19 protein-coding genes and 2 pseudogenes are annotated in these 24,269 nt (G+C 40.2%); 14 read left to right on the plus strand and 7 right to left on the minus strand.

The features are described 5' to 3' along the window. Window positions 1-140 precede the first annotated feature (140 nt). From IM515_RS23590 to IM515_RS23640, 12 genes and pseudogenes are all read left to right on the plus strand, one after another. Window positions 141-446: pseudogene (locus IM515_RS23590) on the plus strand (IS30 family transposase); the annotation flags it as partial. Window positions 447-477: 31 nt separating this feature from the next. After that, window positions 478-2,070, plus strand: coding sequence for a tryptophan halogenase family protein (locus IM515_RS23595; RefSeq protein ID WP_287629214.1), 1,593 nt, complete (start codon window positions 478-480; stop codon window positions 2,068-2,070). Further along, on the plus strand, window positions 2,067-3,593 hold the full coding sequence (locus IM515_RS23600) for a calcium-binding protein (protein WP_287629215.1): 1,527 nt from the start codon (window positions 2,067-2,069) through the stop codon (window positions 3,591-3,593). The genes IM515_RS23595 and IM515_RS23600 overlap by 4 nt, the downstream gene beginning before the upstream one ends. A gap of 34 nt (window positions 3,594-3,627) precedes the next feature. Beyond that, window positions 3,628-4,410, plus strand: a complete 783-nt coding sequence (locus IM515_RS23605) for a class I SAM-dependent methyltransferase (protein WP_287629216.1) — start codon at window positions 3,628-3,630, stop codon at window positions 4,408-4,410. Window positions 4,411-4,541: 131 nt separating this feature from the next. After that, window positions 4,542-5,966, plus strand: coding sequence for an MATE family efflux transporter (locus IM515_RS23610; protein ID WP_287629217.1), 1,425 nt, complete (start codon window positions 4,542-4,544; stop codon window positions 5,964-5,966). A 128-nt stretch (window positions 5,967-6,094) separates the two neighbouring features. Then, the gene (locus IM515_RS23615) at window positions 6,095-6,643 is read left to right on the plus strand and encodes a hypothetical protein (protein WP_287629218.1); all 549 of its coding nucleotides are present in this window, start codon (window positions 6,095-6,097) and stop codon (window positions 6,641-6,643) included. Window positions 6,644-6,708: 65 nt separating this feature from the next. Beyond that, on the plus strand, window positions 6,709-7,248 hold the full coding sequence (locus tag IM515_RS26240; RefSeq protein WP_425589507.1) for a hypothetical protein: 540 nt from the start codon (window positions 6,709-6,711) through the stop codon (window positions 7,246-7,248). Then, a pseudogene (locus IM515_RS23620) lies at window positions 7,232-7,345 on the plus strand (polyhydroxyalkanoate biosynthesis repressor PhaR); the annotation flags it as partial. The gene IM515_RS26240 and the pseudogene IM515_RS23620, both read left to right, overlap by 17 nt. A 30-nt stretch (window positions 7,346-7,375) precedes the next feature. After that, entirely contained in the window at window positions 7,376-8,335 is a 960-nt protein-coding gene (locus IM515_RS23625) for a tyrosine-type recombinase/integrase (protein ID WP_287629221.1), read from the plus strand. Between the two features lie 174 nt (window positions 8,336-8,509). Beyond that, window positions 8,510-9,298: a hypothetical protein gene (locus IM515_RS23630; RefSeq protein WP_287629223.1), complete on the plus strand. Its 789-nt coding sequence runs from the start codon at window positions 8,510-8,512 to the stop codon at window positions 9,296-9,298. A 1,022-nt stretch (window positions 9,299-10,320) separates the two neighbouring features. Further along, entirely contained in the window at window positions 10,321-11,865 is a 1,545-nt protein-coding gene (locus IM515_RS23635; protein ID WP_287629224.1) for a hypothetical protein, read from the plus strand. Beyond that, window positions 11,834-12,310, plus strand: a complete 477-nt coding sequence (locus IM515_RS23640) for a C40 family peptidase (RefSeq protein ID WP_287629225.1) — start codon at window positions 11,834-11,836, stop codon at window positions 12,308-12,310. The genes IM515_RS23635 and IM515_RS23640 overlap by 32 nt, the downstream gene beginning before the upstream one ends. Before the next feature lie 359 nt (window positions 12,311-12,669). On the opposite strand, the gene IM515_RS23645 is transcribed toward IM515_RS23640, so the two are convergent. The 6 genes from IM515_RS23645 to IM515_RS23670 form a co-directional block, all read right to left on the minus strand. Beyond that, the gene (locus tag IM515_RS23645; protein WP_287629226.1) at window positions 12,670-12,849 is read right to left on the minus strand and encodes a hypothetical protein; all 180 of its coding nucleotides are present in this window, start codon (window positions 12,847-12,849) and stop codon (window positions 12,670-12,672) included. A gap of 71 nt (window positions 12,850-12,920) precedes the next feature. Then, the gene (locus tag IM515_RS23650) at window positions 12,921-13,325 is read right to left on the minus strand and encodes a hypothetical protein (protein WP_287629228.1); all 405 of its coding nucleotides are present in this window, start codon (window positions 13,323-13,325) and stop codon (window positions 12,921-12,923) included. A gap of 195 nt (window positions 13,326-13,520) precedes the next feature. Next, window positions 13,521-16,706: a hypothetical protein gene (locus IM515_RS23655; RefSeq protein ID WP_287629229.1), complete on the minus strand. Its 3,186-nt coding sequence runs from the start codon at window positions 16,704-16,706 to the stop codon at window positions 13,521-13,523. A gap of 292 nt (window positions 16,707-16,998) precedes the next feature. Then, a complete protein-coding gene (locus IM515_RS23660) occupies window positions 16,999-17,154 on the minus strand; it encodes a hypothetical protein (protein ID WP_287629231.1) in 156 nt (51 codons plus the stop codon). A 579-nt stretch (window positions 17,155-17,733) separates the two neighbouring features. Beyond that, window positions 17,734-17,931, minus strand: a complete 198-nt coding sequence (locus IM515_RS23665; RefSeq protein ID WP_287629234.1) for a hypothetical protein — start codon at window positions 17,929-17,931, stop codon at window positions 17,734-17,736. A gap of 53 nt (window positions 17,932-17,984) precedes the next feature. After that, window positions 17,985-18,494: a hypothetical protein gene (locus IM515_RS23670; RefSeq protein ID WP_287629235.1), complete on the minus strand. Its 510-nt coding sequence runs from the start codon at window positions 18,492-18,494 to the stop codon at window positions 17,985-17,987. Window positions 18,495-18,663: 169 nt separating this feature from the next. Here IM515_RS23670 and IM515_RS23675 point away from each other — a divergent pair, with 169 nt between their 5' ends. Both IM515_RS23675 and IM515_RS23680 read left to right on the plus strand, forming a co-directional pair. After that, on the plus strand, window positions 18,664-18,879 hold the full coding sequence (locus IM515_RS23675) for an XRE family transcriptional regulator (RefSeq protein ID WP_287698221.1): 216 nt from the start codon (window positions 18,664-18,666) through the stop codon (window positions 18,877-18,879). A gap of 376 nt (window positions 18,880-19,255) precedes the next feature. Beyond that, window positions 19,256-20,017 (plus strand): hypothetical protein, encoded by a 762-nt coding sequence (locus tag IM515_RS23680; RefSeq protein WP_287629237.1) that lies wholly within the window; start codon window positions 19,256-19,258, stop codon window positions 20,015-20,017. A gap of 604 nt (window positions 20,018-20,621) precedes the next feature. Here IM515_RS23680 and IM515_RS23685 read toward each other — a convergent pair. Next, on the minus strand, window positions 20,622-23,678 hold the full coding sequence (locus IM515_RS23685; RefSeq protein WP_287629238.1) for a plasmid replication protein, CyRepA1 family: 3,057 nt from the start codon (window positions 23,676-23,678) through the stop codon (window positions 20,622-20,624). Between the last annotated feature and the right edge of the window lie 591 nt (window positions 23,679-24,269).

Below are 24,269 nucleotides of genomic sequence, written 5' to 3' on the forward strand. Positions count from 1 at the left end.
ACAGGTCGGTGCTCGGGTTAAGCTGTCAGGAGCAAGCTGGAAACGAGAGAATGTTTCCCCTATTCTCCGTCTGCGATGTGCTTATCTCAATCGCTCCTGCCTTCTGAGTATTTATGCTCATTCCTAAGTGGGATGCACCCAGAAAAACCTTTACTTGTGACAACGGCAAAGAATTTTGTGGACATCAAGAGTTGAGTCAGAAACTAGGAGCAGATTTTTATTTTGCTACTCCTTATCATTCGTGGGAGAGGGGATTAAACGAGCATACCAATGGACTGTTAAGACAATTTTTCCCCAAGGGAACGAATTTTAAAATCGTTAAGCCAGAGGAGGTGGAAAGAGCCGTAAACTTGATTAACAATCGTCCTCGAAAATGTCTTGACTATCGTACCCCGAATGAGGTATTCTATAAAGGTAGATCAGACAGTGATGCAATTCAGACTTGAATTGGCCTTTTACTATAGTTGGAGGGAAAATATGAAGACTGCTAATCCAGATAAAATTAAAACAATTGTTATTGTTGGCGGTGGAACAGCCGGTTGGCTTTCAGCATTGTATCTTGAAAGTAAATTAAATAAACTCAAAGAAAGAAATTGCCAAATTACTTTAATTGAATCTCCTACGATCCCTATTCTGGGTATTGGTGAAGCCACAATTCCTACGATTGTAAATACATTTAAAAATTTAGGTATTTCCGAGACCGAATTCATGGCGAAGTGTAATGCTACATTTAAGTTAGCGATTAAATTTATTGATTGGTCTGGAGTACCGAAAAATAATGTATTTTGGCATCCTATAGGGCAATGGTATTATACAGAAAAGACAGACACAAAAGTTTTACATTATTGGTTGAGGAATAATCTTCACGAACGCGATAAATCTTGTTTTTCTGATTGTTTTGAAACAATAAAAATTTGTGAAAATAAAAAATCACCCAAATTGTACGATACACCTGAATTTGATTGGAAACTAGAATATGCCTATCATTTTGACGCTAAACTTTTAGCGAACTATTTACAAGAGAAAGCTATCTCTTTGGGAGTTAGGCATATTCTTGATGATGTAAATTATGTCTCTATAGATCACCGTGGATATATAGATTATCTCGAATTAAACGAGAATGGTCGGGTCGCAGGAGATTTATATATAGATTGTACGGGTTTTCGAGGCCTATTGATAAATCAAGCTCTAAAAGTACCATTTTTATCTTTTTCCGAAAATTTATTATGTGATAGTGCAGTAGCATTATCCGTTCACAACGACCCTGAAGATCCATACAACGAAAAAATTGATGGTATCGCTCCGTATACTATAGCAAGAGCGTTGACTTCGGGATGGATGTGGACGATTCCATTAGTTTCGAGAACGAGCTATGGTTATGTATACTCTAGTAGTTTTTTAAATGAATCTAAAGCTGAGTTTGAGTTAAAAAATGTTTTAAATTATAATAAAACCTGTGACGTCAAACACTTAAAATTAAGAGTGGGTAGAACAAAAAATAGTTGGGAAAAAAATTGTATCAGTATTGGATTAAGTAGTGGATTTATTGAACCTTTAGAATCAACAGGTATATATCTAATTGAGGCTGGATTAAAACATTTGCTACAATATTTTCCAGATAAAACTTTTTCAGAAACAAATATTGCAATTTATAATTCTCTTATGAAAAGAGAGTATGAAGAAATTAGAGATTTTATCGTAATGCATTATTGCTTGACACAGCGAGAAGATACAAATTTTTGGCGAGTAAATAAATACGAATTGAAAATTCCTAATTCATTACAGGATAAATTAGATTTATGGCAGGCTAGATGGCCGTATAACTCGCCAGAATTAGTAGGGTTAAGTTTTCCCGATTATTCGTATATTTGTATTTTAGCTGGAATGGAACGTTACCCACAAACAAGCTTACCAATTTTAGAATATGATGATACAGGTAGAGATAAGTTACTTGAAATTAAGCGAAGTGCCGAAAATTTGAACCAAATATTACCGAATCTTTCGTCTTATCTTAAATTTAAAAATAATCAATTTTTCAATATGTCAAGTCAAGGAGTTAGTTTTGTATGAGTGCCTTACCTAATCTTTTTTTAATTTACGATCTACTAACTGGAGATAGAGTTATAGATAGGCTTCTCCGACTACTACCTAGTTTAGCTAGTGATCTTCTTCGCTCTTCCGCAAATAATGACTTTTTAGTTGGAAATGCCGAAAATAACACTTTTTTCGGACGTTCTGGTAATGATTTAATTTTTTCAGGTGCCGGGCAAGATTATATTCGCGGAGATGAGGGTAATGATTTTTTAGTAGGTGAGGAAGATAACGATCGGATATTCGGCGGAGAAGGAAATGATTTTCTTGATGGAGGTGACGGACAAGATTGGCTTCAAGGAGGAGCGGGTAATGATTTTTTAAGCGGACAGGAAGAAGATGATTATATATTAGGCGATCAAGGAAACGATTTTCTCCGTGGAGATAATGGTCGAGACATATTATTTGGAGGTGCTGACAACGATATTATTGTAGGTGGTGACGGGGATGATATATTGATCAATCAAGCAGGATATGACTTCTACGAGGGGGATAACGGACGCGATATCTTCGTATTGGCTCCGATTATTGGAGCAAATATTATTTTTGATTTTCAAGATGGAGTAGACTCTATAGGGTTAAGTGGTGGGTTAAGATTTCAAGACATCTCGGTTTTTTCGATATTTAACAATACGGTAATTTCAATTCGGAATACCGGACAAGTGCTCGCATTTTTGCCTTTTGTGCCGGCAAATTCTATTGCAGAGAATGATTTTTTAATTTTGAATACCCTACCTGCTTCATTAACCTATTCTGAAAGCAATTCCAATAATCAAGGCTCATCTAATGTAACAAATAACCAATTCCCACTCTTGAATTTTATTGATGGTAATCGTCAAAATAATTTTCTTCAAGGTAGTTTAATTGGTGATTTTATTAGTGGTGGTGATGGAGATGACACAATTTTTGGTAATGAAGATAATGATTTTCTCGGTGGAGATAATGGAAACGATAAAATATTTGGTGGTTCGGGCGATGATGCATTAAGCGGTGGCAAGGGTAGTGATCATTTAAACGGAGAGCAAGGAAGAGATTTTTTGCGAGGAGATGAAGGTAATGATACTCTTTACGGTGAGGGGGAAAGTGATGTCCTCGTAGGTGGAGATGGCGATGATTATCTTGATGGCGGAGATGGAAACAATGTTTTGGATGGAAATTCTGGAAATGATACCTTAATTGGCAGTATGCAAATTGATTTTCTTCATGGTGGTGCAGGAGATGATCTAATCGACAGTGGTGTTGGAGGCGACTTTATCACTGGGGGGAGCGGGCGAGATCGTTTTATTCTTGAATCAGGAGGTTTCGGTGCGGACATTATCTTCGATTTTGAAGATGGATTGGATCGCTTGGTTCTTCGAGGGGGATTAACTTTCGATCAGCTATCCTTTTCTTCTGAGGGTGAACATACATTGATTACTCTTTCGACCAATAATCAGCCTTTGGTAGCGCTTTTAGGAGTTCAAATGAGTTTGATTTCAATCGCCGATTTTATCTCTCAATAATTGTTTTTTTGAACATTTTCTTTTGGAGAAGACAATGAGTAATTTTGAATTTAGACCGGAAACCACTTGGAAAATTTCTTATCCAGAGCATTGTGTAAAATATATTGAAGCTTTTCGACGACACTATTGGGATCATCAAGGTGTATGCAGTTTAATTCATGATTTTTTTTCGAGTAAATGTAATGTTCGGACAATTTGCGAGTTGGGCAGTGGCACTGGTGTTAATTTAATGTATCTTTCTGATTTTGGCTATGAATGTTTTGGATATGATAGTAATCAAGAGTCTATTTCTATATCTAGAAAAAGAGCTGAAGCTATTGGAAAAAATATTAATTTTGAGTTACTAGACTTCACCAAATCGTTGCCAGAACGCCAGTTTGACGTGGTTATTTCTCTTTTTGTTCCAGTTTCACTAGTTGATATGACTCGGTTGCTCGAGCGCTCCTCGCAAATTGTTGCGCCGGGTGGATATTTTGTTTGTATGCTACTGTCCGTTTTACCAGAGTTTGAAGAGATCAATCATCACCAAGAAACAAATACTGAGTTTTTAAGAATTGAGAACACTCCAGTAATTCGATTTAATTTTTATAATAAAGAAGGTCATCAAATTGAATATAATGGAGTGTATTTTGCGGGAGAGGCTCAAGGAACTCAGATGTTTTGTGATTGGGATCGTTATGATCTGCTTACCAAAGCTCAAGTACTAGATCTATCAAATTCATGTTTCCGCCAAGTGTATAGAACCCCAATTCAGGGCAAACCATATCAATGCCCTCCAATGACCTATGAAATTTTAGATATTTTCCAAAAAATATGAACATGATTTAACAATTCATTTTTTATCTCTTGTTCAACTTATATTTCTCCTTTTTTGAGAAATATATATGGGATTATGTTGCTATATTCCGTTTTTTCTCGAATCTGTATTTTGTTTGCTTACAATTTATTATGTTCAAGCGCAGTTTTAATTTTGATCTAACTTTGATTTTTCAAGAAGTTTCTGCTACAGCACTTTTAGGATTCGGAATTGGTTTAAGCCAGTTTAACCAAATCGCGATCGGCGTTACCGATACGGTAATGATGGGACGATTTGGCTCAGAAGCCTTAGCGGCAGGCTCGCTGGTGAATTCACTAGAACTTTTACTCTTTCTTTTTTTTATGGGAGTTCTACAGGCAACCGCGCCATTAATGGGGACAGCTTTAGGAGAATCTCGCAATGAAGATCTGACTAGAATATTTAATCATGGTATAATTTTAGCCTGTGTTATGGCTGTTCCTATGATTATTATTGCGATATTTATGAAGCCCTGTTTGATTCTTCTCGGTCAACAGGCTGATGTAATTGAAATCGCTCAAAGTTACGCTCGCTATCTAGTTCCAGGATTTCTGCCATCATTATTATTTATTATTTTGAGAGTTTTCTTAACGACGGTTGAGAGTGTAATTTTATTAGTTTCTGTCTCTTTAATCGGTGTTTTCGTTAACGCTTGTGGTAATTTCATTTTTATGTTTGGAATGTTCGGCATTCCTCCATTTGGTGTAGCTGGTTCTGCAGTAAGCACAAGCCTAACAAATTTTTTGATGGTAGTTATCCTATTTTTTATGATTTATATTCATGCTAATGATAAATTCAACTTTTTTTCTAGAAAAAATCTAGAAATTAGCTTACCACTATTTTTTTCGATTATTTCTCTCGGTATACCTATCGGATTCGTTATCGTTTCAGAGTACGCTATTTTTGCGGTTGCCGGATTGGTCTTCGGGAGAATTAGTGCAAACGATCTAGCGGCTTTCTCACTTGCACTACAATGGCTATCTATATTTTATATGTTACCCGTAGGCTTTTCTCATGCTGCTACTACTAGGGTTGCCCTTGCCGTCGGTCAAAAAGATATATACCGAATTACCTTGTGTTGTTTTATTTCTATCGGTTTGATTTTAATTTACGGTTGTTTTTCTCTATTCTTTATATACCTTTTTGATGAACAACTAGTTCGTTTAATCTCAAGCAGGGAAATCGATCAAAATTTAATTTTTATTGAGCGATCTAAACTTTTTATGAAATGGATGTCAATTGTACAATTAATTAATGGAATTATTGTTGTTTGTGCTGGAATTTTGCGAGGGTTTAGAGACACACAAACACCGATGTTTTTGGTCTTCTTTTGCTATTGGTTTATTGGTGTAGGGAGTGTTGTTATTCTAGGTATTGCTTTCGGTAGTCTTGGAGTTTTGATTGGCGTTATGTTTAGTTTCTCTTTAACTCTACTCGGTATTTTTATTTCTTTAATTCATCAAATATATGAGCTTCCAAAAATCGTTTCTCAAATTTCCATTCAAGATAAAAAACTATTTTTTGATGCTTTAAATTAACTTTGCTGGTTTCTATCAATTTTTTCTAATGTTTTGGTTCAGCGGTTATTCCTAATTGGCTCTTTTAACTTTTCTTCGTTGTCAATAATTTTTGTTTTTTGGTATTTTCTGAAGTTATGGCGATTAAAATGAAATTACTACCGCTCTCTTTTGTTTCGGGAATTTTTCTTTCTACTTCGACTGTCTTTTTTAGTTTTTCTTCTCCCGTATCCGCTTCCGTATTGTGGAGCTGGAGTTATAGTGGTGGTGGTTCTATAGGTGGTAGCGGTACTTTCTTAACCGATAAATTGTCATCGGATAATTCTTTTTCTATTCTAGAAATTACGGGAACAGCAGAAAATCGTCCTATTTTTTCCCTTTTACCTACTAACTCTTTTGCCGGTAATGATAATTTATTGTATGAATTAACGCCACAACTCAATATTAATGGGCTTGGCTTTCAAATTCTTTCTGGGAATCAATCTTTAGATTTGTTGTTGTTTAATTTATTTGACGATGGTACGTATTCTCTTATCGTGTTTGGTGAAAGCTTTTTTTCCGATCTTCATTTTATTGCTACTAGAACTACTGTATCCGTTCCAACAACTCCTGAAGCCTCTTCTCTGTACGTTTATTTTGTTCTTTGTGCTATTTTCGGGGTAAAGTTTGCTTTCTCGAAATCTAAGTTTTTTGATTAATACTTTCTTCTTTTTCGTTTGTTCGGAAAATTTTCTCAATTTACTTTTGATTTTTTGGAATAGTTATGCAGGACATTTCTTTTGAAGCGATGCTTACAGGCGGTCATCCCAACTCACTTGGAAATACTGTTCAAGTTGTTAATCTCGTTTTGTCAAATCCTACGAAGCTTAGTGATTTATATTCTTGCTATTTTAGTAACGATGAAGTTGTTCGGCTTCGTACATCAAATGCAATAAAGAGAATTTCTCGTGAAAAGCCTGAATGGCTTGTTTCATATATTGATAAATTTATTTCTGAAATTTCTCTTATTGATCAAGCCTCTACTCAGTGGACACTAGCGGACTTATTTAAAACACTTGAGTCGTTTATGTCAGAAGTTCAAAAAGATAAGGCAAAAATTATTCTGAAAAGAAATTTAGTAACTTATACCGATTGGATCGTATTAAACAATTCAATGGAAACGTTAGCTCACTGGTCGAAAACCGATGTAATATTAAAACAATGGTTATTTCCACATTTAGAAAGACTAAGCAATGATCATCGAAAATCGGTTGCTGGAAGAGCAAAGAAAATTCAGGAAAGACTAAAGGGTAGAAAAGGTTGAGGGAACCCAGAAAAATCAGGTCTGGACATTAATCGCTATTTTAGGAACGGCAATAGCCACAGCATCGTGGCGCGTTTTCTTTTCTGGGAATCCCTAGCTATCTGTTGATAATAAACCTTTTCGCTACATGACTGATAACGTTGTACTACTAAATTCTCGACTTTCCCATTTAACCCCGGTTCCCCCTGTGACTGACTGGGAGAGGGTTTTAGGTGATTGGTTGGCTACTAAAAGATCACCTCATACCCGTAGGGTGTACCAAAAAGATATTGAAAATTTTCTTGCTGATCTTAATCTGGAATTAGGAAAATTCCTATCGCTCGATCGCCATAAAGCTTTTGAGTTGGTTTCCCGCTATAAGGGGGAATTGGTCACTAAAGGGTTAAAATCGGCAACGATTAATAGAAGATTAGCCGCTATTAAGTCTTTAGTCTGTTTTGCTTATAATTGTGGTCATTGTGAGTTTATGTTAGAAGCGGTCAAGGGTGAGAAATTGTCATCATATCGTGACACGACCGGGGTTGATTGCGAGACATTCAAGCGAGTGCTAGGGGGGATTGATCGAGAGACTCTTAAGGGTATTAGAGATTATGCACTCTTAATGCTTCTTTGGTCTAATGCCCTCCGGCGATCGGAAGTCAGCAAGGCCAATATAAATGACTTTGACCCGGTAGCTAAAACCCTGAGAATTTTTGGGAAGGGTAAGGGTCACAATGCTGAAACCGTCTCGTTAGGCAGTGGAACGGTCACGGCGATCATGGCGTGGCTAGAGGCAAGGGGGGAAACTAACCCCGATAAGGCTTTATTTGTGTCAGTCAATCCCGGCTACCGGGACGGCCGCCTATCTACTCAGTCTATTTACAATATTGTGAGCGATCGCTGTCAGGATGCTGGTATCACCAAAACTATGTCACCTCACCGGATCCGACACAGTTCTATCACGGCTGCGCTTGAGGCAACCGGGGGGGATGTGAGACGGGTACAGAAATTGTCGCGTCATAGTTCGCTGAATACCTTACTGATTTATGACGACAATCGAAAAAACTTACAGGGTCAAATAACCGATCTTCTAGATAGTCTGATTTAACCCAAAAATACCCCTTCATAAATGCCCCTAAAAGCCACGAAAAAAAGTTTTAGGGGTGATTTATCGTTAGTCTTGGAATGCGATCGAGTGCCAATTATCAAAGTGTCATACTTAGATGACAGCATCTAATCTAATTAGATTATGATACTATCATCTTAGATTAGATTAGATGCCATGAGTAAAGTAATTTCCTTCTCGATCAGTGACCGCTATCTCGATAAACTCCGATCGCTGTACCCGTCCCTTACCGACAATCTGGCAGTCAAGCAATTTGTCACGGACGGGTTAGATGGTAGTTTAGATGATGCTTTAGATGATAACCTCAAAACCCTTATAGAATCAAGCTTAAGCAGTACCTTAGATGATGTTTTAGATGAGAGGTTAGATGGTAAACTCAAAACCCTTATAGAATCAGAGTTAGATGGTTTATTAGATGAGAGGTTAGATGCTACCGTGGGAAAGTTGCTCACTTCCTTGAGTGATAGACTGTCAAGGCTAGAGGAAAGATTAGATGGTAGTTTAGATGGTAGTTTAGATGATATGGAATTATTATTAAGGATGCAGCGAGAGGCTTCGATCGCTTCCCCAATCGAAACCGTTGAGTCTGGTAGTGAACCAATCTCATCAATAAATGAACCGGCAACGGATGCGATCGCTTCCTTGACCGAAAAAGTTTCATGCTCACCACCCGGCGAACCGGCGATCGGAACCTTGCCAACGGTTGAGACTGGTATAGATAGCGTTGAGTCTGGTAGTGATACAGAACCAGTCAAGGAAGCGATCGAAACCGTGGGGATGACCGCTATGGCCGCAGTCGACTACTTAAAGTCCAAAAAGGTAAGGGTAAGCTATGACTCACTCCATCGATGGATAAGCCGCGAAAAAATCCCAGATTCCCCTCAAGGAAAAGATGTGAGAAAGCACCTAATACTGAGAGCCGGCCTTTACTATCCTATCAATTAGCCTTGAATCACTTCTCATAGGGAAAATGCCCAAAAATGGGGAATATTGGGCATTTTTCTAATGGGTGTAGGTTAGTTTCTAAGGCAGTTTCTCTTAAGAATCTCTCTTCTGTTTCAATCCTCAACAAAGCTTAAGCTTAATTCTTTCTTGACTGTTTTGATCGGCTATTTCAGCTTCGCGAATTTGTTTCAATCCTCAACAAAGCTTAAGCTTAATTCTTTCCCATCTTTCCAGAACCCTTGATGTAAAAGGGTTCTGAGTAAGAATTGCGCCCCATTCGCTAAAATTCAGTTTTCAAGGTTCTGCTCGGTTCAAAAAATCAGGCTGGTGAATCCCAGATCGTAAGCTGGCCAGGGTTTTCGGGGATTGCGCCCCGTGGTTTTTTGGAACTTCGCTTAGATGCCTTATCAGGTGAGGCATTCGGGTTATTTATGCCGTGGCTATCCTCGCACGGCTGAGGTGGGGCGGGAGAAAAAAATAAGGGATTGCAAGTCATTCTCGGACTGAGTGGGTATGCGATTCCCTTCCTGCTTCATCTGCTTACTAATCGAGTGTTCAGCATTCTCTATCGGCGCGTCCCCGATAGACTCTTGATTTGCATCAAGATCAGGCGTAAATTCCCTCGCTAAACCGAGGTATTTTCCAATCAAAGAGACAGGAAACTTGTATAAAGAGCCAATCGCGGCATTATTACTAATACTACAATTATAATTAAGGATACTCTTGAAAGAAAAGGTCAAGGTGGCCCAGAATTTAGTAGTCCCCCACCCATAGCTCAATTACCGACCTTACCCAATCAAAACCAAGATAATTTTTGGGATGCCGATTTACCACCGGTTCTTAAAGATAATCCGATTAACTTCCAGAATCCTAATTTACCCCCTGTTCCCAAACTCCCTACGGCTAATCTTGGCGCGGCGGCTGGTCAAATTCGCGATGCCGGAATAGCTAACCAAAACGCCGAGGAGTTTTTACGGCAGTTAGAAGAGCAACAAAATCTAAACAATGCTCTTGACAGATCAATGAAATTTAGACGGCAACAAGAGGAAGACGCTCGTACATTAGAACGTACTTTAAGAGATGCTTCTGAAAACGTTGCTGACTTGACTATCAACTCTAAAGGCTATCTGACAGTACAAGAGGAAATTAATAAGAGTGCCACAGAAGTCTCTCGTCAATATCGCTCTCAAATTGAATCACTAGAAGACCAACGACGGACTTTACTTTTAAATGCTGACGCTCAAAAAAAATATAGCGACGCAATAAAAGAAATCTTAGAAAAATTTCAAAAAAAGGGTATAGCTCTCCCCCCTGAATTTGTCAAAGAAACGACAAAAGCTATCGAGATTTTAGCTAAAAACGCTGAATTAGCTAAAGAACAGGTAGCAATCCTCGATCAAGCGATTGAACAATTAGGCAAAAATCAGGGAGTAGCTACCTTAGAAGCATCATTCAGAAAAACCAGAGATACAGTCAGAAGTATTCGTGATCGGTTGAATGATTTAACTATTCAAAGAATGAAGCTAGAGAGTCAATCTCGACCGACTCTATTTGATGATTCTGCTATCCTTGCCGAACGTATTAGCCTACAAAAAGATAAAGAAGAACTAGAGGATTACTTAGAGCCTTATAAAGACTTGCCACAGTACGCTGAATATGTGGCTAATATCCGCTCGGAATGGGGAAAACTTGCAGAATTAAGATTAGAACGGGTAGCGTTAGATGCTTCCCCAAATCGTGGCGCAGCCGAAAGCTTTTTCTCTGACATTAGAGAAGGAAAAGGAATAGAATCAGCTTTTAGTAGTCTTGGTTTAAATATTGCAACTAAATTTGTCGAAGGTATTACTAAACCTGCTATCGATGCTTTAACTTCTGCTATCGACGGATTCACTAAACCAATTACTCAGGCATTTGAATCAGTATTTAATGCAATCATCGGGCCAGTAGGCAACTTCTTTGCTAATGCCCTAAACAGTATCTTTAAACCAGTAGGTAACATCTTTTCCTCTATCTTTGGGGGAGGTGGTAACGGTGGACTATTTAACGGGCTACTTAGTGGAGTAACAGGGCTTTTTGGTGGCGGACTTGGCTCGCTTGGTAGCACAATAGCCCCATCCTTTTTTGCTTCAGCCCCAGCTTCTGCATTTTCTCTAGGCACAGGATTTAGTTTATTTAGTGATGGTGGCAAAGTAGGTAAAGCTAACGCTCCGATAGAGAAAAATATCATTTCAGCTTTTCAGCGCGAACGAGCGATGAGTGGTGGGCGAAAACCTCGCTTAATTGTAGCCAATGAAGGCGAGTTAGTTCTTAATCCTAAAGAGACAGAAGCTTATCTAGAGTACAAAAATAACGCTCCTATCAAGAACTACGCCAACGGAGGGTTTGTCGGGGGTAAACCTAGCTATTCTACAACCTCAAACAACAATAACTCTAATCAGTCTTTAGTAATCAATAACACCAATAACGTTACTGTAGAATCAAGGAATGACATGGGATATAGTCTAACTCAATTAAAAGAACGGGAAAACGCACAAAATGAACGAACAAAAAAACGATTCTTTGGGTGATCAGATTGTTAACGAGGCTATTGAGTGGTTGGGTACTCCTTGGTTTCACGGTCAATCCCTCAAAGGTATTGGAACTGATTGTGTGGGATTTATTGCCGGCGTGGGGATTAAAGTCGGATTCTTACCCCATGATTTCATCCTTGAAAACTACGAACGAGTACCTAGAAACAATTTTTTAGTGAGATTTATCGAAAGTATTCTGACAAGAGTAGAAGGTAGTCCAGATAAAGGAGATATTTTAGTCTTCCGTAAATCAGGTATAAATGGTCATGTAGGCATCTATTTAGGAAATGGGGAGTATATTCATGCTGACTCAGTAAATGGCGTGATTAAGACCTATATTCATGAATGCCCGCCTGTACTAATTTATCGAGTACCTGTAGGGGTGGTAAAACGTCCACAGGGTAAGGGTTTTGAGGATTTTTTTTTGACTTATTCCTATTAGTTATTTTTTGGTTTTTATTAGGTGTTTACTATTATTAAATTCATTCCCCAATAGTGGAACCCCTTAATTATGGTGTTTTTAACCAAAAAAGGACAGAATTGATGGTAAACGTTGGGAATGGCAGTCATGGACTCTAACCGTGATATATTGGCTGTTTTTCGAGGATTATCGGCTAAAATGCCCATTTTTGGGTGATAAAAAATAAGATTTTTGTACCGGCTTTTAAAACCCAAAACCGACCTATAAAGGGGATTATGGTTTATTTTTGGGCTATTGGCATCTAAAGTGCCTGGCCATGCCCCTATGGGCTTATTTTAGGGCTATCAGGAGAATTTGGGGGGATTCCCGATAAAAGGGGATTATCCTTTATTTAGCTGATTTTCCCTGATTCTTTGATTCCAAAAGCTATCAAAAGAAGCCTTAAGGCTAGTGATAGATATTTTATTTTTTTTTGCCAATTCAGACAGCATGATAGGCCTCATCCATAGAGGCTTTTCAAGGATTAAATCAAATTCTTTTTCGAGATGCTGGTAGTCCATATTTTTTGTCTTGCGTTGATAGGTTTTTTTTGGTTATAGGGATTACCTAAAAAGTAATCCCCAATAACTGATTATGGTCTGATTTTATTGGTTTTTTTGGGTTTCTTTCTTTCTGGGTACTTTTTCCCGTCATGCCCTGAGAAAATTCCCTTTAGATCGCCTAGATATTCTAGATCACCACAATCACCACAATCAAACCATCTAACAGATTGATCCTTGATATTTCTTAGTAAGAAACGATCTGGAATATCCCCTCCGTTTTTTTCTTTATACAAATTTTCCCAATCCCCCTCAAAACCCTTAACGCGCCACATTCCGGGATTGTTCAATCTATCTGGTAAGCATTCAATCTCATAATTCTTAACCAATAAATAAGCATCTCGCTCTATATCTCCGATCAATACATTATCGCAGCAAAAATCAATCAAAGTGTAGGGAAAATCATCATAAAAGCAAAAATCGCCTATTTTTATCATGCCTTGCTTAGGGCTGTCTTGGGGTGATAGGGTGAGATTAATTTCTAGTTGCTGGTAGTCCATAGTTTTTTGATTGGGTTAATTGACTATTTCCTATTACTTTCCTAATATTATTTTACCATTTTTTTAATAGTAAAGCAATCCTATCACTGTCATTTTTTGCCAGTGTAAAATCGGTATTTTTCCTTTTTTTTCCTATTCAGCGATCGCCAAAAGCTGATTAAGAAGCTTATCCCGGACTGGAATAGGGATAAATCCCCATAGAGTAGTCCACTGATTGCGATCGAATATCTCTAGAATGTCCTCAAATTCTGTTAGGAGTGAATCATCGCTAGAGGCCGCTAAGTAGTCGGTAGCATCATTAATTAGGTCTAACTCAGTCTGGGTAAGGTTTTCAGCTTGGCCACAATTGCTATATGGGTTACTTATAGTAAATGTGGCCAAGATTTCATCAAGGAATTCCCGGCACCGGTTAACGGTAGTTCGTGCCAGTCCACTAAGAGAAGCGATCGCACGCTCGGTTATTTTTTGCCCGGTTTCCGATAACTGATTAGCGGCCTCTAGGATTAACCGGTTAGTCCTCTCGCTGACACTTTCAGCATCCGGGGTGATTTCATGGGCCTTGACCTGCGTAATCTGATTAAGGGGGATGAGGCCGCTAAAATCGTAATTGGTAAGCAGTACAACCTCGAAAATTCGATCCGGGTGAAGATTAGCCCTTAGCCTTCCTATCTCTTGCTTAATAATCGACAAAATTCGATGACGGGTATAGCGATCGAAGTCTTCACCATAGGGGTCATTACCCGTGCTAACAGCGTAGTCATGCCTTAGTGACTCAAGGTTAGGGCATGGTAAACCGTCGATGATCAGACGGGTAACACCCGCGATTAAGTTAGTTCCCTGCGAATTGACAAAATGCTTAAGACTTGTCTGGTCATCTTCATCCTTGCAGTGAGACTGGAATCGGATAAAAGCCGTGTTATCGGGGTCATTTTCCCGATAATGGTCAAGGATAGCCTTAGATCGTCGCTTTTGACCTTCCCCCCGGCTTATACCATTACGGCCAAGGTCTGAAACTTGGATAAAATTCATATTCTCTGGAATCCCCCCCCCGGTGGTAATCAGATCAATTGTTAAGCCGGTTCGCGCTTCCAGATTCTCGATCGAGTCCGTGGCCGATAAGAAGATGACCTTAGCGGCCTCATTTATAATCGCTTGCAATCTCTCATCTGGGAAGGAAACCGATAAAATACCATGATTAAGGGATAAATAGCCTTTACCCTGTAAAGCATTGATTAATTCAGGGAGCCACTGCTTTAAAGCTTCATTTTCTGCTTTTTCCGCTAGACTGCTATCCTTTTCAGAGAATGCCCGGCGAACTGCGATCGGCATATCAGCTATTGATTCCCCCATTTCAGAGATTGGGTCAAGGAAAGATAGATCGGGCTGTAAAGCTTCTTTTAGGCGATTTAAATCTATATCGCTAGGGATTAGCCCTAGAAGCTTCTCTCTTAAGGTTTTCCCGTCAATTCCATAGCGATTAGATTGCTTTTCCGAGAGAAGCTTCTTAATGGCAATCAATAGAGGCTTTAAGGCTAGGAATAGATTATTATCATCCTTTTCCGCTAAGGCCTCAATCGTATCCTTAACATCTTTCTCTGATACCGTAACCTTTTTGGTAGTGTTACAGCTTAACTCGCTTTCCTCAAAAATTAGGGCTGTATGGCTGTAATCGTAGCCATTCTCAGGGTCTTGAGACTTAGGCAGTGGTAAGCTTGCCGGGTGAGCGATTAATCGCTTAGATTGCAATGCAATCGCACGCTTTTGTAGGTAGTCGTAATCCCCTTTACCAGACCGGCATAATTCAAGGAATTGGCAACCCTGACAGATAGTAGCTGATTCTAACCCGTGGGGGATATTCTGATTAGCTAAGGCCGCATGAGTGTGAGGCCTAGCGCAATTAGCCCTTAAGTCTTTTTCCTGATAGCGATCGAGTAAATCTTTTCTTTTTCGTGTTCTCACTTCCCCCAATTCGTTACGGTATAGACCGGCGTGACGACCTTCTAATAAAGACCATTCTTTTAACGTTGGGGTTGAGACGTTTCGAGGGTCATTGGTGACATAAATAATGTCTGTAACCCCTAATTTATCAGGGTTTAACGTGCCAGCATCATAAGATTTACCCGACCCAGTGGGAGACATATCTAAAATGTATTTACCCTTTGACCATAGACTTAATCTCTCAGACCGGTCATATATTTTTGGCTCTCGTTTAGTCGGTAAGGGTAAAGGTAAGCTTTTTCTGGTTTTTTTCCTGTCTCTCGCTACCAATCGCTTAACCCGTTCCCAGAATGGTAAAGGGTCACTTTTTCCCATTTCAAGGAATTGGCTAGGCGTGATAAATTCGATTGATTCCAGATTCCCTATCTCATCAATATCATCATCATCTTTGGTTTTTTGCCCCCACCATGCAATTAATATCGGCTTCCCTAGAGATTCCAGAAATTTAATCTCTTTAGACCATCTCAGCATCACTTGAGGGTTATTTATGTCACCGGCATCCGGGCATAATATTAATTCCCGATAGGAAGCGATCGCATTCTTAACCTGATTAGCAGCACCTGAGAAATTCCCACCGGCTGCACCTATGGCATTGATCCCGTGTCGATACGCGGCCACAAAAGGCTTAAGGATACCCTCCGATAACCAGACTTGACCGCTATCCTTGCCATTGGGGATATGGGTGATAGGTAGCTCAATATTGGGTAAGTGGCTAGACTCTAACCCCTTGGCCCATCGGTATTTGGAGTCCGTGGCATTATCAAGTCTGACTTGATAGCCAATGGCTCGGCCCTCGCTATCAAAAGCTAAACAAGCGATACCAGTACCGGCGGCCGCTATTTTCCCACTAATCACCCCGGGTAAATTAGGGGGAATATCTGCCGGCACTGGTTTATTAGGGGAGATACTAAAAAATAACCCTGACTCTATCTGACTGAGAGTCAGACCTCGATCGAGTAAAGCTTGTCGATGATGCTGTGACAGCCCTAGCGATTGGGATAGATTCCTTAGAGCCTTGTCTCTATCTGGAATACTCAGGGAATTCTTAGCGTGTTCCCGTTCCCGTTCTAACCGGTCGCGCTCTCGTTCGGCTTTTTTCTCTAACCAGACCGCGCGATCGAATGCTTCGCTTTTTCTGGGAACAAATTTTCCCCACACCCCACTACTGGCAACCCCTAAGTAATGCCAATCAGGATGATTGGGGTCAAAATCGATATGGCTGTGACATAGAACCAATTCCCCATCGGTAGAGTACCGACAATCGGGGGAAGCTTCCCCACATACCGGGCATGAGTTAGAGCGGTTAAAACTCTTAAGCATGGCTCACCCCCCCTAAAAAATCAGATTTTTGTGCCGCGATTTTTAGTCCCCGTGCCGCAAAACTAGGCTTATCTTGGCAATTTCTGCCAAAATTAGCCTTAATTCTACTTATTGCTGGTTTAATCGGGCTGGTAATCTTTCTATCGGTTAATCTCTCGCTGTTCCCACGGTTCTGGGAAAATTTCAGGGGGTTACTTGACAGTAAATCAACGTAAGTGTTATACTTCATCTCATTAAGAATATGTTTTTGAACCGCGCCCTAGCCTGCGAAGCTTCGGGCGTGGTTGTTTTTTTATGCGACTTCTAGGGATTTTTTAAGTAGTTCTCTCAATACATAAGAGGCGGTTGCCCCCTGCTTATTGGCACGAGCGATAATTTCTTGTTTCATATTTACCGGCACTTGAGCGATTAAAATTGTATTTCCGGGCGCTGGTTTATTGGTTGCCATGTTTTTATCTCCTATCTCCTATCTAATAGATTATCACACATAATAAGTGATGTGTACTATTTTTGTACAAAACTTTCGTGAAACTCCCAAAATCATCACCCCAAAACCTTAAAACCCAATCAGGGTAAGGGTTTCACGGTGTAAGATTTCTTTATACTTACAAAAAACTTACAAAAAACTTACAAATAAATTACCAATCCTCAATCTCATCAAAACACTCACCCCAAAGATAATTAAGCCCCACATAGTCCCAATTAACCCTATCAAAATCACATAGATTGGGTGGCATTAAAGGCTCTAAGGTTTCCCGTGTTTTCGATAGAATCTTCTCTAGGTTCCCGTCATGTTCTAGGCATAGTTCCCGCATAAAATGCCCCGATTGGCCCAGAAAAGAACGGCCGTCAAGTGAGTTAATGTACCAGTATCGATTATCGTTCCCAAAATAACTTAGAACTGCTAAAGTGTCGCGGTCATTGGGTTTTTTGGTACTCCTAAAAATCCGATAATACTCTTGTTTTGTGGTCATTGTTCTTACTCCTAATGGGTGTTTAATGTTTACTGATAACTGATAACTAATTTTTAATCCTGTAATTCCCAATCTGTATAGTCCAGATTATCCCGCCAATCAATGAGATCAGGGATATTTTCTCCATAGCTTAAAGTAATAGCCGGGTAGATTTCATTTAGCAATTCTAGGGCTTTTTCCTTGCTAGAAGCGGGTAGGGTTACTTCGAGATTGATTGTGAGTATTCCAGTAAATTCTTTAAGTTTTGACATCTTTTTCCTCTCCTGTTTAAGAGGGGGAATTTAATCCCCCATTTACTAATTATCTAGATCGCGAATTTTTTGACGGTTTGGATAAAAAACGTCGTCGCGATCGCTCTTGCATCGTCTGGAGTTAACGCAAGGTCTTCGGCTTTATCTTGGCAATGCTGATAAAGTTGAGCCAAATTCGCAATATATTCGGCCATCTCTGCCTTGCGATCAGGGGAAAAATTGGGATCACAATCGGGGATAGGGTAAGTCGGAATAGGAGGGTTGTTGCTTGCTAAGTGGCGACTAACGGGCTTAACCGGCACGGGTGACTCTGGGAGAGGTTGTCCCAGATTAACAAGCGCCGGATCCTCTACAAGGTTATATTTCCCTTTGTTATCAAGGGTTAAGGTCAAGCGTGCGTTTTTAATCACATATTTTTGAGAGTATTCATCGTCACCACCGCGCCAAACCGTGACTTTTTCCCCGTTATCGCGTCTTACAGCGTCTATAACGGTTCTCTCACCGTATTTAGTGTTTACGCGGCGGGCGCGGTCGGTTGCCATTGCTTCGATTAGTTGTACCATATATATATGTCTCCGTAAGGTTTCATGAGAGAGAGGTGATCGCACTATTTGGAAGTTGGGCGGTTGCCTCTCTATATTTACTATATTAACACTTACTTGGTACTATGTCAAGTATCTAGCACTAATTAATTATGCTATATTAATAGTGTAAGGTTTTAGTATTATGGACATGAAAGACTTAAGACTGAGAAGCGGCAAAAGGGCCGAAAACATAGCAGTAGAGCTAGATATAGCAGTCTCTACCGTTAGGAACTGGGATCAACTTAAATCAGTGCCGCGAATGACCCCTACAGGATTTAAGCGGCTTATGGAAGTTTACGGGTGTAGCTTAGATGAATTGATAGAAGCGGAAAAAATCGCTAGAGAAGCGCAAAAAGACCCCTAACCCCTAACACCTAACTTCTAACCCGTGACCCCACGGGTTCTTAACAAAACTTAATATGTTGATAATAAGGGTTTTCGCTACATGACCAATAACCTTGTACTACTTAACTCTCGACTTTCTCACTTAACCCTGGTTCCCCCTAGCACCGATTGGGAGAAGTCACGGTAGTCTCGTTTAACCCAAAAAAACCCCCCAAAAAAACACCCCTAAAACCGACGGAAAAAAGTTTTAGGGGTGATTCATCATTGGCATTGGGATTTAATCGAGTGCCAATTCTTTAGGTTGAGTGCCAATTCTAAAACTGTCCACTATTGGCTAGACAATGACTAGACAATTGGCTATTCTATGAATATGGATAGACAACGGATAGACACTTATGGCACGCGATAAACTAATCACAATCAGGATTGAAGGGGAAAAAAGGCAAGCTTTTGGGGACTTAGCAAAAAGCCAAAACACTGACACAGCCTCACTCTTATATGATTTTATCTCAGGATGCCTATCCGGTGAGATAGACATTAAGCTAGTCACGGGAAAGGGGAACAGGATAGACAATCAGCTAGACAAGATAGACAGTGACCGGATAGACAAATTAGAGGCAACTACTCAAAGACTAGACAACCGACTAGACACAATAGCCAAAAAACTAAACGACTGGATAGAGGCAATTGACGATCGCCTAACCGATTCTGATCAAGGATTATCGAAAAAAATCACTAGCTTAGAGCATAGGCTAAATGCCCTCGCTATCCAGTTGGATAGTCAAGAGATAGACAGAATAGACACGGATAGCCAACAGATAGACGATATGGAACCTTTACTAAAGAGAGAAAAGGAATGCTCGATCGCTGCCCCAATTCCCACCGGCGAAACTTCCCCGGGTTCATCGGACCGACCGGCGATCGGAACCTTGACCCCGGAAGTTTCTCCGTCACCACTGGGAACGGACGCGATCGGAACCGTGGGTATGACTGCTATGGACGCGGCTAAATATTTAAAGACCAAAAAGGTAAAAGTATCCTATGATTCTCTCCATCGATGGATAAGCCGCGAAAAAATCCCAGATTCCCCTCAAGGAAAAGCCGCGCTTAAGCACCTAACACTGATAAACAAGCTTTACTACCCTAAAATCGATTAGTCTTGATTCACTTCTCATAGAGAAAATGCCCAAAAATTGGGGAATATTGGGCATTTTTCCAATGGGGTTAGTTTAGCGTTTAAGCTAGTTTCATCACGTCTAATGTTTAAACCCTTAGAACCCTCAAAACCCTTATCCTGTGGGAGTTTCACCACAGCGATTTAAGATTTTTCTGTTTTTTTTGCCAATTCCTATTGTTATTCTTTGGTTTTATTGGGGTTTCTTTTATTATTAAATCACTTCTTTAACAGTGGAACACCATAATTAAAGGTAAGCGTTGGGAATGGCAGTCACAGCCTCTAATCGTGATATATTGGCTATTTTTCGAGGATTATCGCCTAAAATGGTCAAAAATGGGGGTTTAAAATCAAGAAAAATGTACCGTCTTTTAGAAGTGAAAAGGAATCTATAGCGAGGATTATGGCTAAAAAACTCGCTATCACTTGATAAAATGCCGGGCCCTGCTTTTATGGGTAATTCTAGGGGCTATCAGGGTAATTCTGGGTGATTACCGATAAAAGGGGTTATCTCTTATTTATTACTGTCAGGGTGTGACACACCCTCTCTATTCCAATTAAATATATATTAGGGGGGGTGTGCCGGGCTAGGCAGCAATCTCGATTATCTCCCCATATTTATCGGGGTGATCAATTAAGTCACGTTCTAGCCAAACATCAAACACCTCACCCCGGCCGTCAAAGAGAGGGTCACACCCTTGATATAGCCGATACCGTGTTCCGTCCTCGCGCCGTCGCTGCCCCGCACAATTAAGCTTTAATCCCAATAGTCTTAAAAGCCGTTGGGCGAAGCTTATAGCTGTATCTTTCATTGATAGGGTAAATCCCAAAATTGACTTAATTTGGCCAATTATTCGAGGGTTCTTAAATTTCTCTATCCAATCATTGAGGCTGTCCCCTGTAAACTCTTTTTCAGCGCCGAAAAATTGTTCTACATCCAAAATCTTCATTAGCTGAATTTTGCCAGATATTAATGATTTATTCATGTCTGGTTTGAATACTTTCCCCTCACCATTTTCTAGCGAGTCATCTAATTTTTTCTTGTCTCTATCAACTAAAAAGTCATTCCCTACAGTTAGGAAATAATGCAATCTGATCTGGGGATACCACCCATCATCATCTTTTGTGATTAGCTCATCGGTTAGGTTAATTCCGTAGGTTCTCTCAATTCGAGCGCGTTTTAATTGATTTCTTTCCTTTTCTGTTATCGATCTTTTTTCCTTTTCCTCTAGGGCGGCAAGCTCGGAATTAGTTATCGAATCAGATTCGATAACAGCCTTCTTATGCTCCGAATAATTCTCGTTTTTCGCCTCTTTAATTTCTTGCTTAATTGCCTCAATAGAAGTATCATCCTGTTCCAATTCCCAACTAATATCATAAATGCTTTCTTTTTTCAGTTTTTTGATTACAGCATCCTGATATTTTTTCCCCTCTAGATTAATCTTAACTGCATTTTTTGCCCACAAACTAAGGCTAGGGGAATACTTCTCACCATCTTCTAAAAAGGTAAATTCTGGAATCTCTCTCAATCCCACTGATTGCAGTGATCTGATAGTATTTTTAGCTTTAAAATGTTCCCCCGATAATAGTTGATTGAGGTCGGTTGAACCGTTGCCAATTCTATTAGGAGAAAATTCTTTAATGTAGGCGTAGCGCGGGATGTCAGCCCTTACCCGCTCTAATGTCTGGCAGAAACCGTCAACCGTTTGAACACCATGAGAAATGGCAAAAACCGCGTCAAAGTGATTAACATCTATGCTCACTCCTGTCTCGATTACCGGGGAACAAATTACTAAATCATATTGAGGCAAAATCTGATTAAGATTCGCCATACATCCATAGGCAGAATGGGAAGGATCGACTACACTCTCGCTGTCTATTCTGAGTATTTTTAGGCTAGGGTATTTTTTCTTAAATTTTAATTCTAGATTCCTTGTACCGTAGGATGATTTGTGCTTTTGTCCATCCGTGTGAATGATTAATTTTTGGTCAATAGATAGGGCGATTTCTGCTTTTTTAATCAAAGCAGCAGGGCTATCATAAGCAATTAAATCCCTGGTTACAGGGGATTTATAGGTATTTTCGATGATATAAGCAGGGATAGAATACCCTATTAGCGATTGCACATACCCGATAGCATTCATAGATAAATCAGCATCAGCTAGGTAGATTTTTCCCCCTGTACTCACTGCAATCCTGAGTAATTCTCTGAGAGAATCAATTATTTTTACCCGATATTTTTCGCAGGTAGGGCTATTAAGTAAATGCCAGAAAACCTGCTCGCACTCATCTATGATTATCGTGGTATTTTCCCAATCAAAGGGATTAAATTTAGGATCAGCCTTGCCATGTAAGCTATCGACACATAGGCAGTATCCCAATAGACTACCATCTTCCTTTTTTACCAATTCAGAGCGATAATTTATCCCAAAACGGCGGGATAATTCCTTACCTAATTGCACCCGGTGAGTGATTACTAAGGCTTTCTGTCCCCGCGCTTTAGCTTCTTTAATTTTTGCCGCTATCCATTCAGTTTTTCCCGTGCCTTTAGGCGCTTTAATCGCTATGATTTTGGCATTCTCAGGCACTTCTAGGGATTGGGGGATATATCTCTCATTTATGGTTAAATCGGGTGTTAGAGCGGAAAAATTGGCTATTTTATACTCGTCTAAAGAGATTCTCTCTTGATAGACTCGATCGAACGATTCCACACCCTGAGAAGCAAGAAAATCATCTACTCCCTTGTACTCGCTTGACCACCGGGCCACGGATACTTTACAGCCTTTATAGGTTAGAAGTTTCCCGGTTTTTTCTATCGCCCGCCGGACATTTTTGATTGTCTTAGGCTTGCTATCCTGATCAAAGAAAAAGGCTATCTCCCGGCCTCCCCCGCAAAATGGCAGCAGATGGGGGATTAGGTAGGGCAGCCCGATGATATTCCCAAATGAGTCTTTTTCCTGTCTGAAACCTGAGTAAATGCCCGGCAAGGCTATCGCGACATAGCCGGCGGTAAGTAGGGACCCTGCTTTTTTTGCCCCTTCCGTGATTAGCAGGGCGATCGAGGGATTTTCCCTCACCCATTGCCAAAAATCTCGATCCTCGCTGTCTAGGGTATTAACCCCTAGCCTTGCTAAGTAATCATCTTTTAATCCATGCTTTTCCGCTATTTTAAGCCCAATTTTGTAGCTTATCCGAAGTGCGATTATCTCAGTCGCCACCTTGGGGGGATGCTCATACTTGATCGGCTTCGATTTTTGCCCCTTGGCCTTTAACTGCCTGATTAATTGGCTTTTATCCCATCCATAGGGGTTTATACCCTGTTTTAGGCATAATTCGCTTAATTGCTTTAAGGTCATCCCGTCTAAGTCAATTCGCGGGGTTTCAGGTTTAAAGCATCCCCACCGAGATGGCTGCCCCGTAAGTACATCAACCCCGGAGCAAAACCATCCCCCATCTTCTAAGTGACTATATTTTCTTAACCATCCACTAGACAGCCGCCCGGTGTTCAATCTCTCGCTATCGGGTAGTCCATAGAGAAGCGACTCATAGGCCGCATCCCCTGACAATGACTCTACATTTAAATTGATAATCGCATCATCGACCGCGCTCGATCGCCATTCGTTACGGTGAGAGGCTCTAAGCATTGCCGTGGCCTCCCTGCTTTCCTATTTTGCGAGTAAATTCTTTTTCCCCGATCCACCGGATGAAGCGTCCACAGTCTCCACACGATAGCCTGTAATGGTGAGGGTTTCCCGTTGTTTTGTCAACGGCTGTGATAATTCCTTGATTCCCGTCACAGCCCTGACAAGGATTTTTAAGCCGGCACTCGATCGGTTTCCCGTCCGGGGATTGCCTTTTTGGAGTGAGCTTAGAGAAGATTCCGCACTTCTCACAGCGATAGAGGGCGCGGACCAGGCCAGACTCTATCAATTCCCCTCGATTTTGGCATCTAGGACATTTTGCCGATGATTCTGAATTATGGTATGTTATTACATAACAGTTGTTATGTGATAAATTTTCCCACTTCTTTGGTGAGTCTTGGGATAGATATGGTAAGTTATATATATTCATTTTCTTAAAGTTTTGGCGGACACCAAAACGTACATTAGATTAATTGCAAGTTTCCCGGTCTGCGTTGCGAGCGCTCCCGGGTTGTTTTTTTACCTACCTAGGAAGCGTTACAAATCGAACTTCTGAGAGAGAGGAGTTATGGTAGAATAGATCGAAAGTTGCTT

The organism is Microcystis sp. M44BS1 (genome assembly GCF_020244875.1).
In the GTDB taxonomy this organism is placed as follows: domain Bacteria; phylum Cyanobacteriota; class Cyanobacteriia; order Cyanobacteriales; family Microcystaceae; genus Microcystis; species Microcystis panniformis.

Bases quoted from the DNA above. Each gene is read 5' to 3' on its own strand.
- IM515_RS23680 (WP_287629237.1), top strand. From the start codon at position 19,256: ATGGCACGCGATAAACTAATCACAATCAGGATTGAAGGGGAAAAAAGG.
- IM515_RS23650 (WP_287629228.1), bottom strand. From the start codon at position 13,325: ATGATAAAAATAGGCGATTTTTGCTTTTATGATGATTTTCCCTACACT.
- IM515_RS23595 (WP_287629214.1), top strand. From the start codon at position 478: ATGAAGACTGCTAATCCAGATAAAATTAAAACAATTGTTATTGTTGGC.
- IM515_RS23660 (WP_287629231.1), bottom strand. From the start codon at position 17,154: ATGGCAACCAATAAACCAGCGCCCGGAAATACAATTTTAATCGCTCAA.
- IM515_RS23615 (WP_287629218.1), top strand. From the start codon at position 6,095: ATGAAATTACTACCGCTCTCTTTTGTTTCGGGAATTTTTCTTTCTACT.
- IM515_RS23655 (WP_287629229.1), bottom strand. From the start codon at position 16,706: ATGCTTAAGAGTTTTAACCGCTCTAACTCATGCCCGGTATGTGGGGAA.
- IM515_RS23645 (WP_287629226.1), bottom strand. From the start codon at position 12,849: ATGGACTACCAGCATCTCGAAAAAGAATTTGATTTAATCCTTGAAAAG.
- IM515_RS26240 (WP_425589507.1), top strand. From the start codon at position 6,709: ATGCAGGACATTTCTTTTGAAGCGATGCTTACAGGCGGTCATCCCAAC.
- IM515_RS23600 (WP_287629215.1), top strand. From the start codon at position 2,067: ATGAGTGCCTTACCTAATCTTTTTTTAATTTACGATCTACTAACTGGA.
- IM515_RS23635 (WP_287629224.1), top strand. From the start codon at position 10,321: ATGAAATTTAGACGGCAACAAGAGGAAGACGCTCGTACATTAGAACGT.
- IM515_RS23605 (WP_287629216.1), top strand. From the start codon at position 3,628: ATGAGTAATTTTGAATTTAGACCGGAAACCACTTGGAAAATTTCTTAT.
- IM515_RS23610 (WP_287629217.1), top strand. From the start codon at position 4,542: ATGTTCAAGCGCAGTTTTAATTTTGATCTAACTTTGATTTTTCAAGAA.
- IM515_RS23675 (WP_287698221.1), top strand. From the start codon at position 18,664: ATGAAAGACTTAAGACTGAGAAGCGGCAAAAGGGCCGAAAACATAGCA.
- IM515_RS23670 (WP_287629235.1), bottom strand. From the start codon at position 18,494: ATGGTACAACTAATCGAAGCAATGGCAACCGACCGCGCCCGCCGCGTA.
- IM515_RS23630 (WP_287629223.1), top strand. From the start codon at position 8,510: ATGAGTAAAGTAATTTCCTTCTCGATCAGTGACCGCTATCTCGATAAA.
- IM515_RS23625 (WP_287629221.1), top strand. From the start codon at position 7,376: ATGACTGATAACGTTGTACTACTAAATTCTCGACTTTCCCATTTAACC.
- IM515_RS23665 (WP_287629234.1), bottom strand. From the start codon at position 17,931: ATGTCAAAACTTAAAGAATTTACTGGAATACTCACAATCAATCTCGAA.
- IM515_RS23640 (WP_287629225.1), top strand. From the start codon at position 11,834: ATGAACGAACAAAAAAACGATTCTTTGGGTGATCAGATTGTTAACGAG.
- IM515_RS23685 (WP_287629238.1), bottom strand. From the start codon at position 23,678: ATGCTTAGAGCCTCTCACCGTAACGAATGGCGATCGAGCGCGGTCGAT.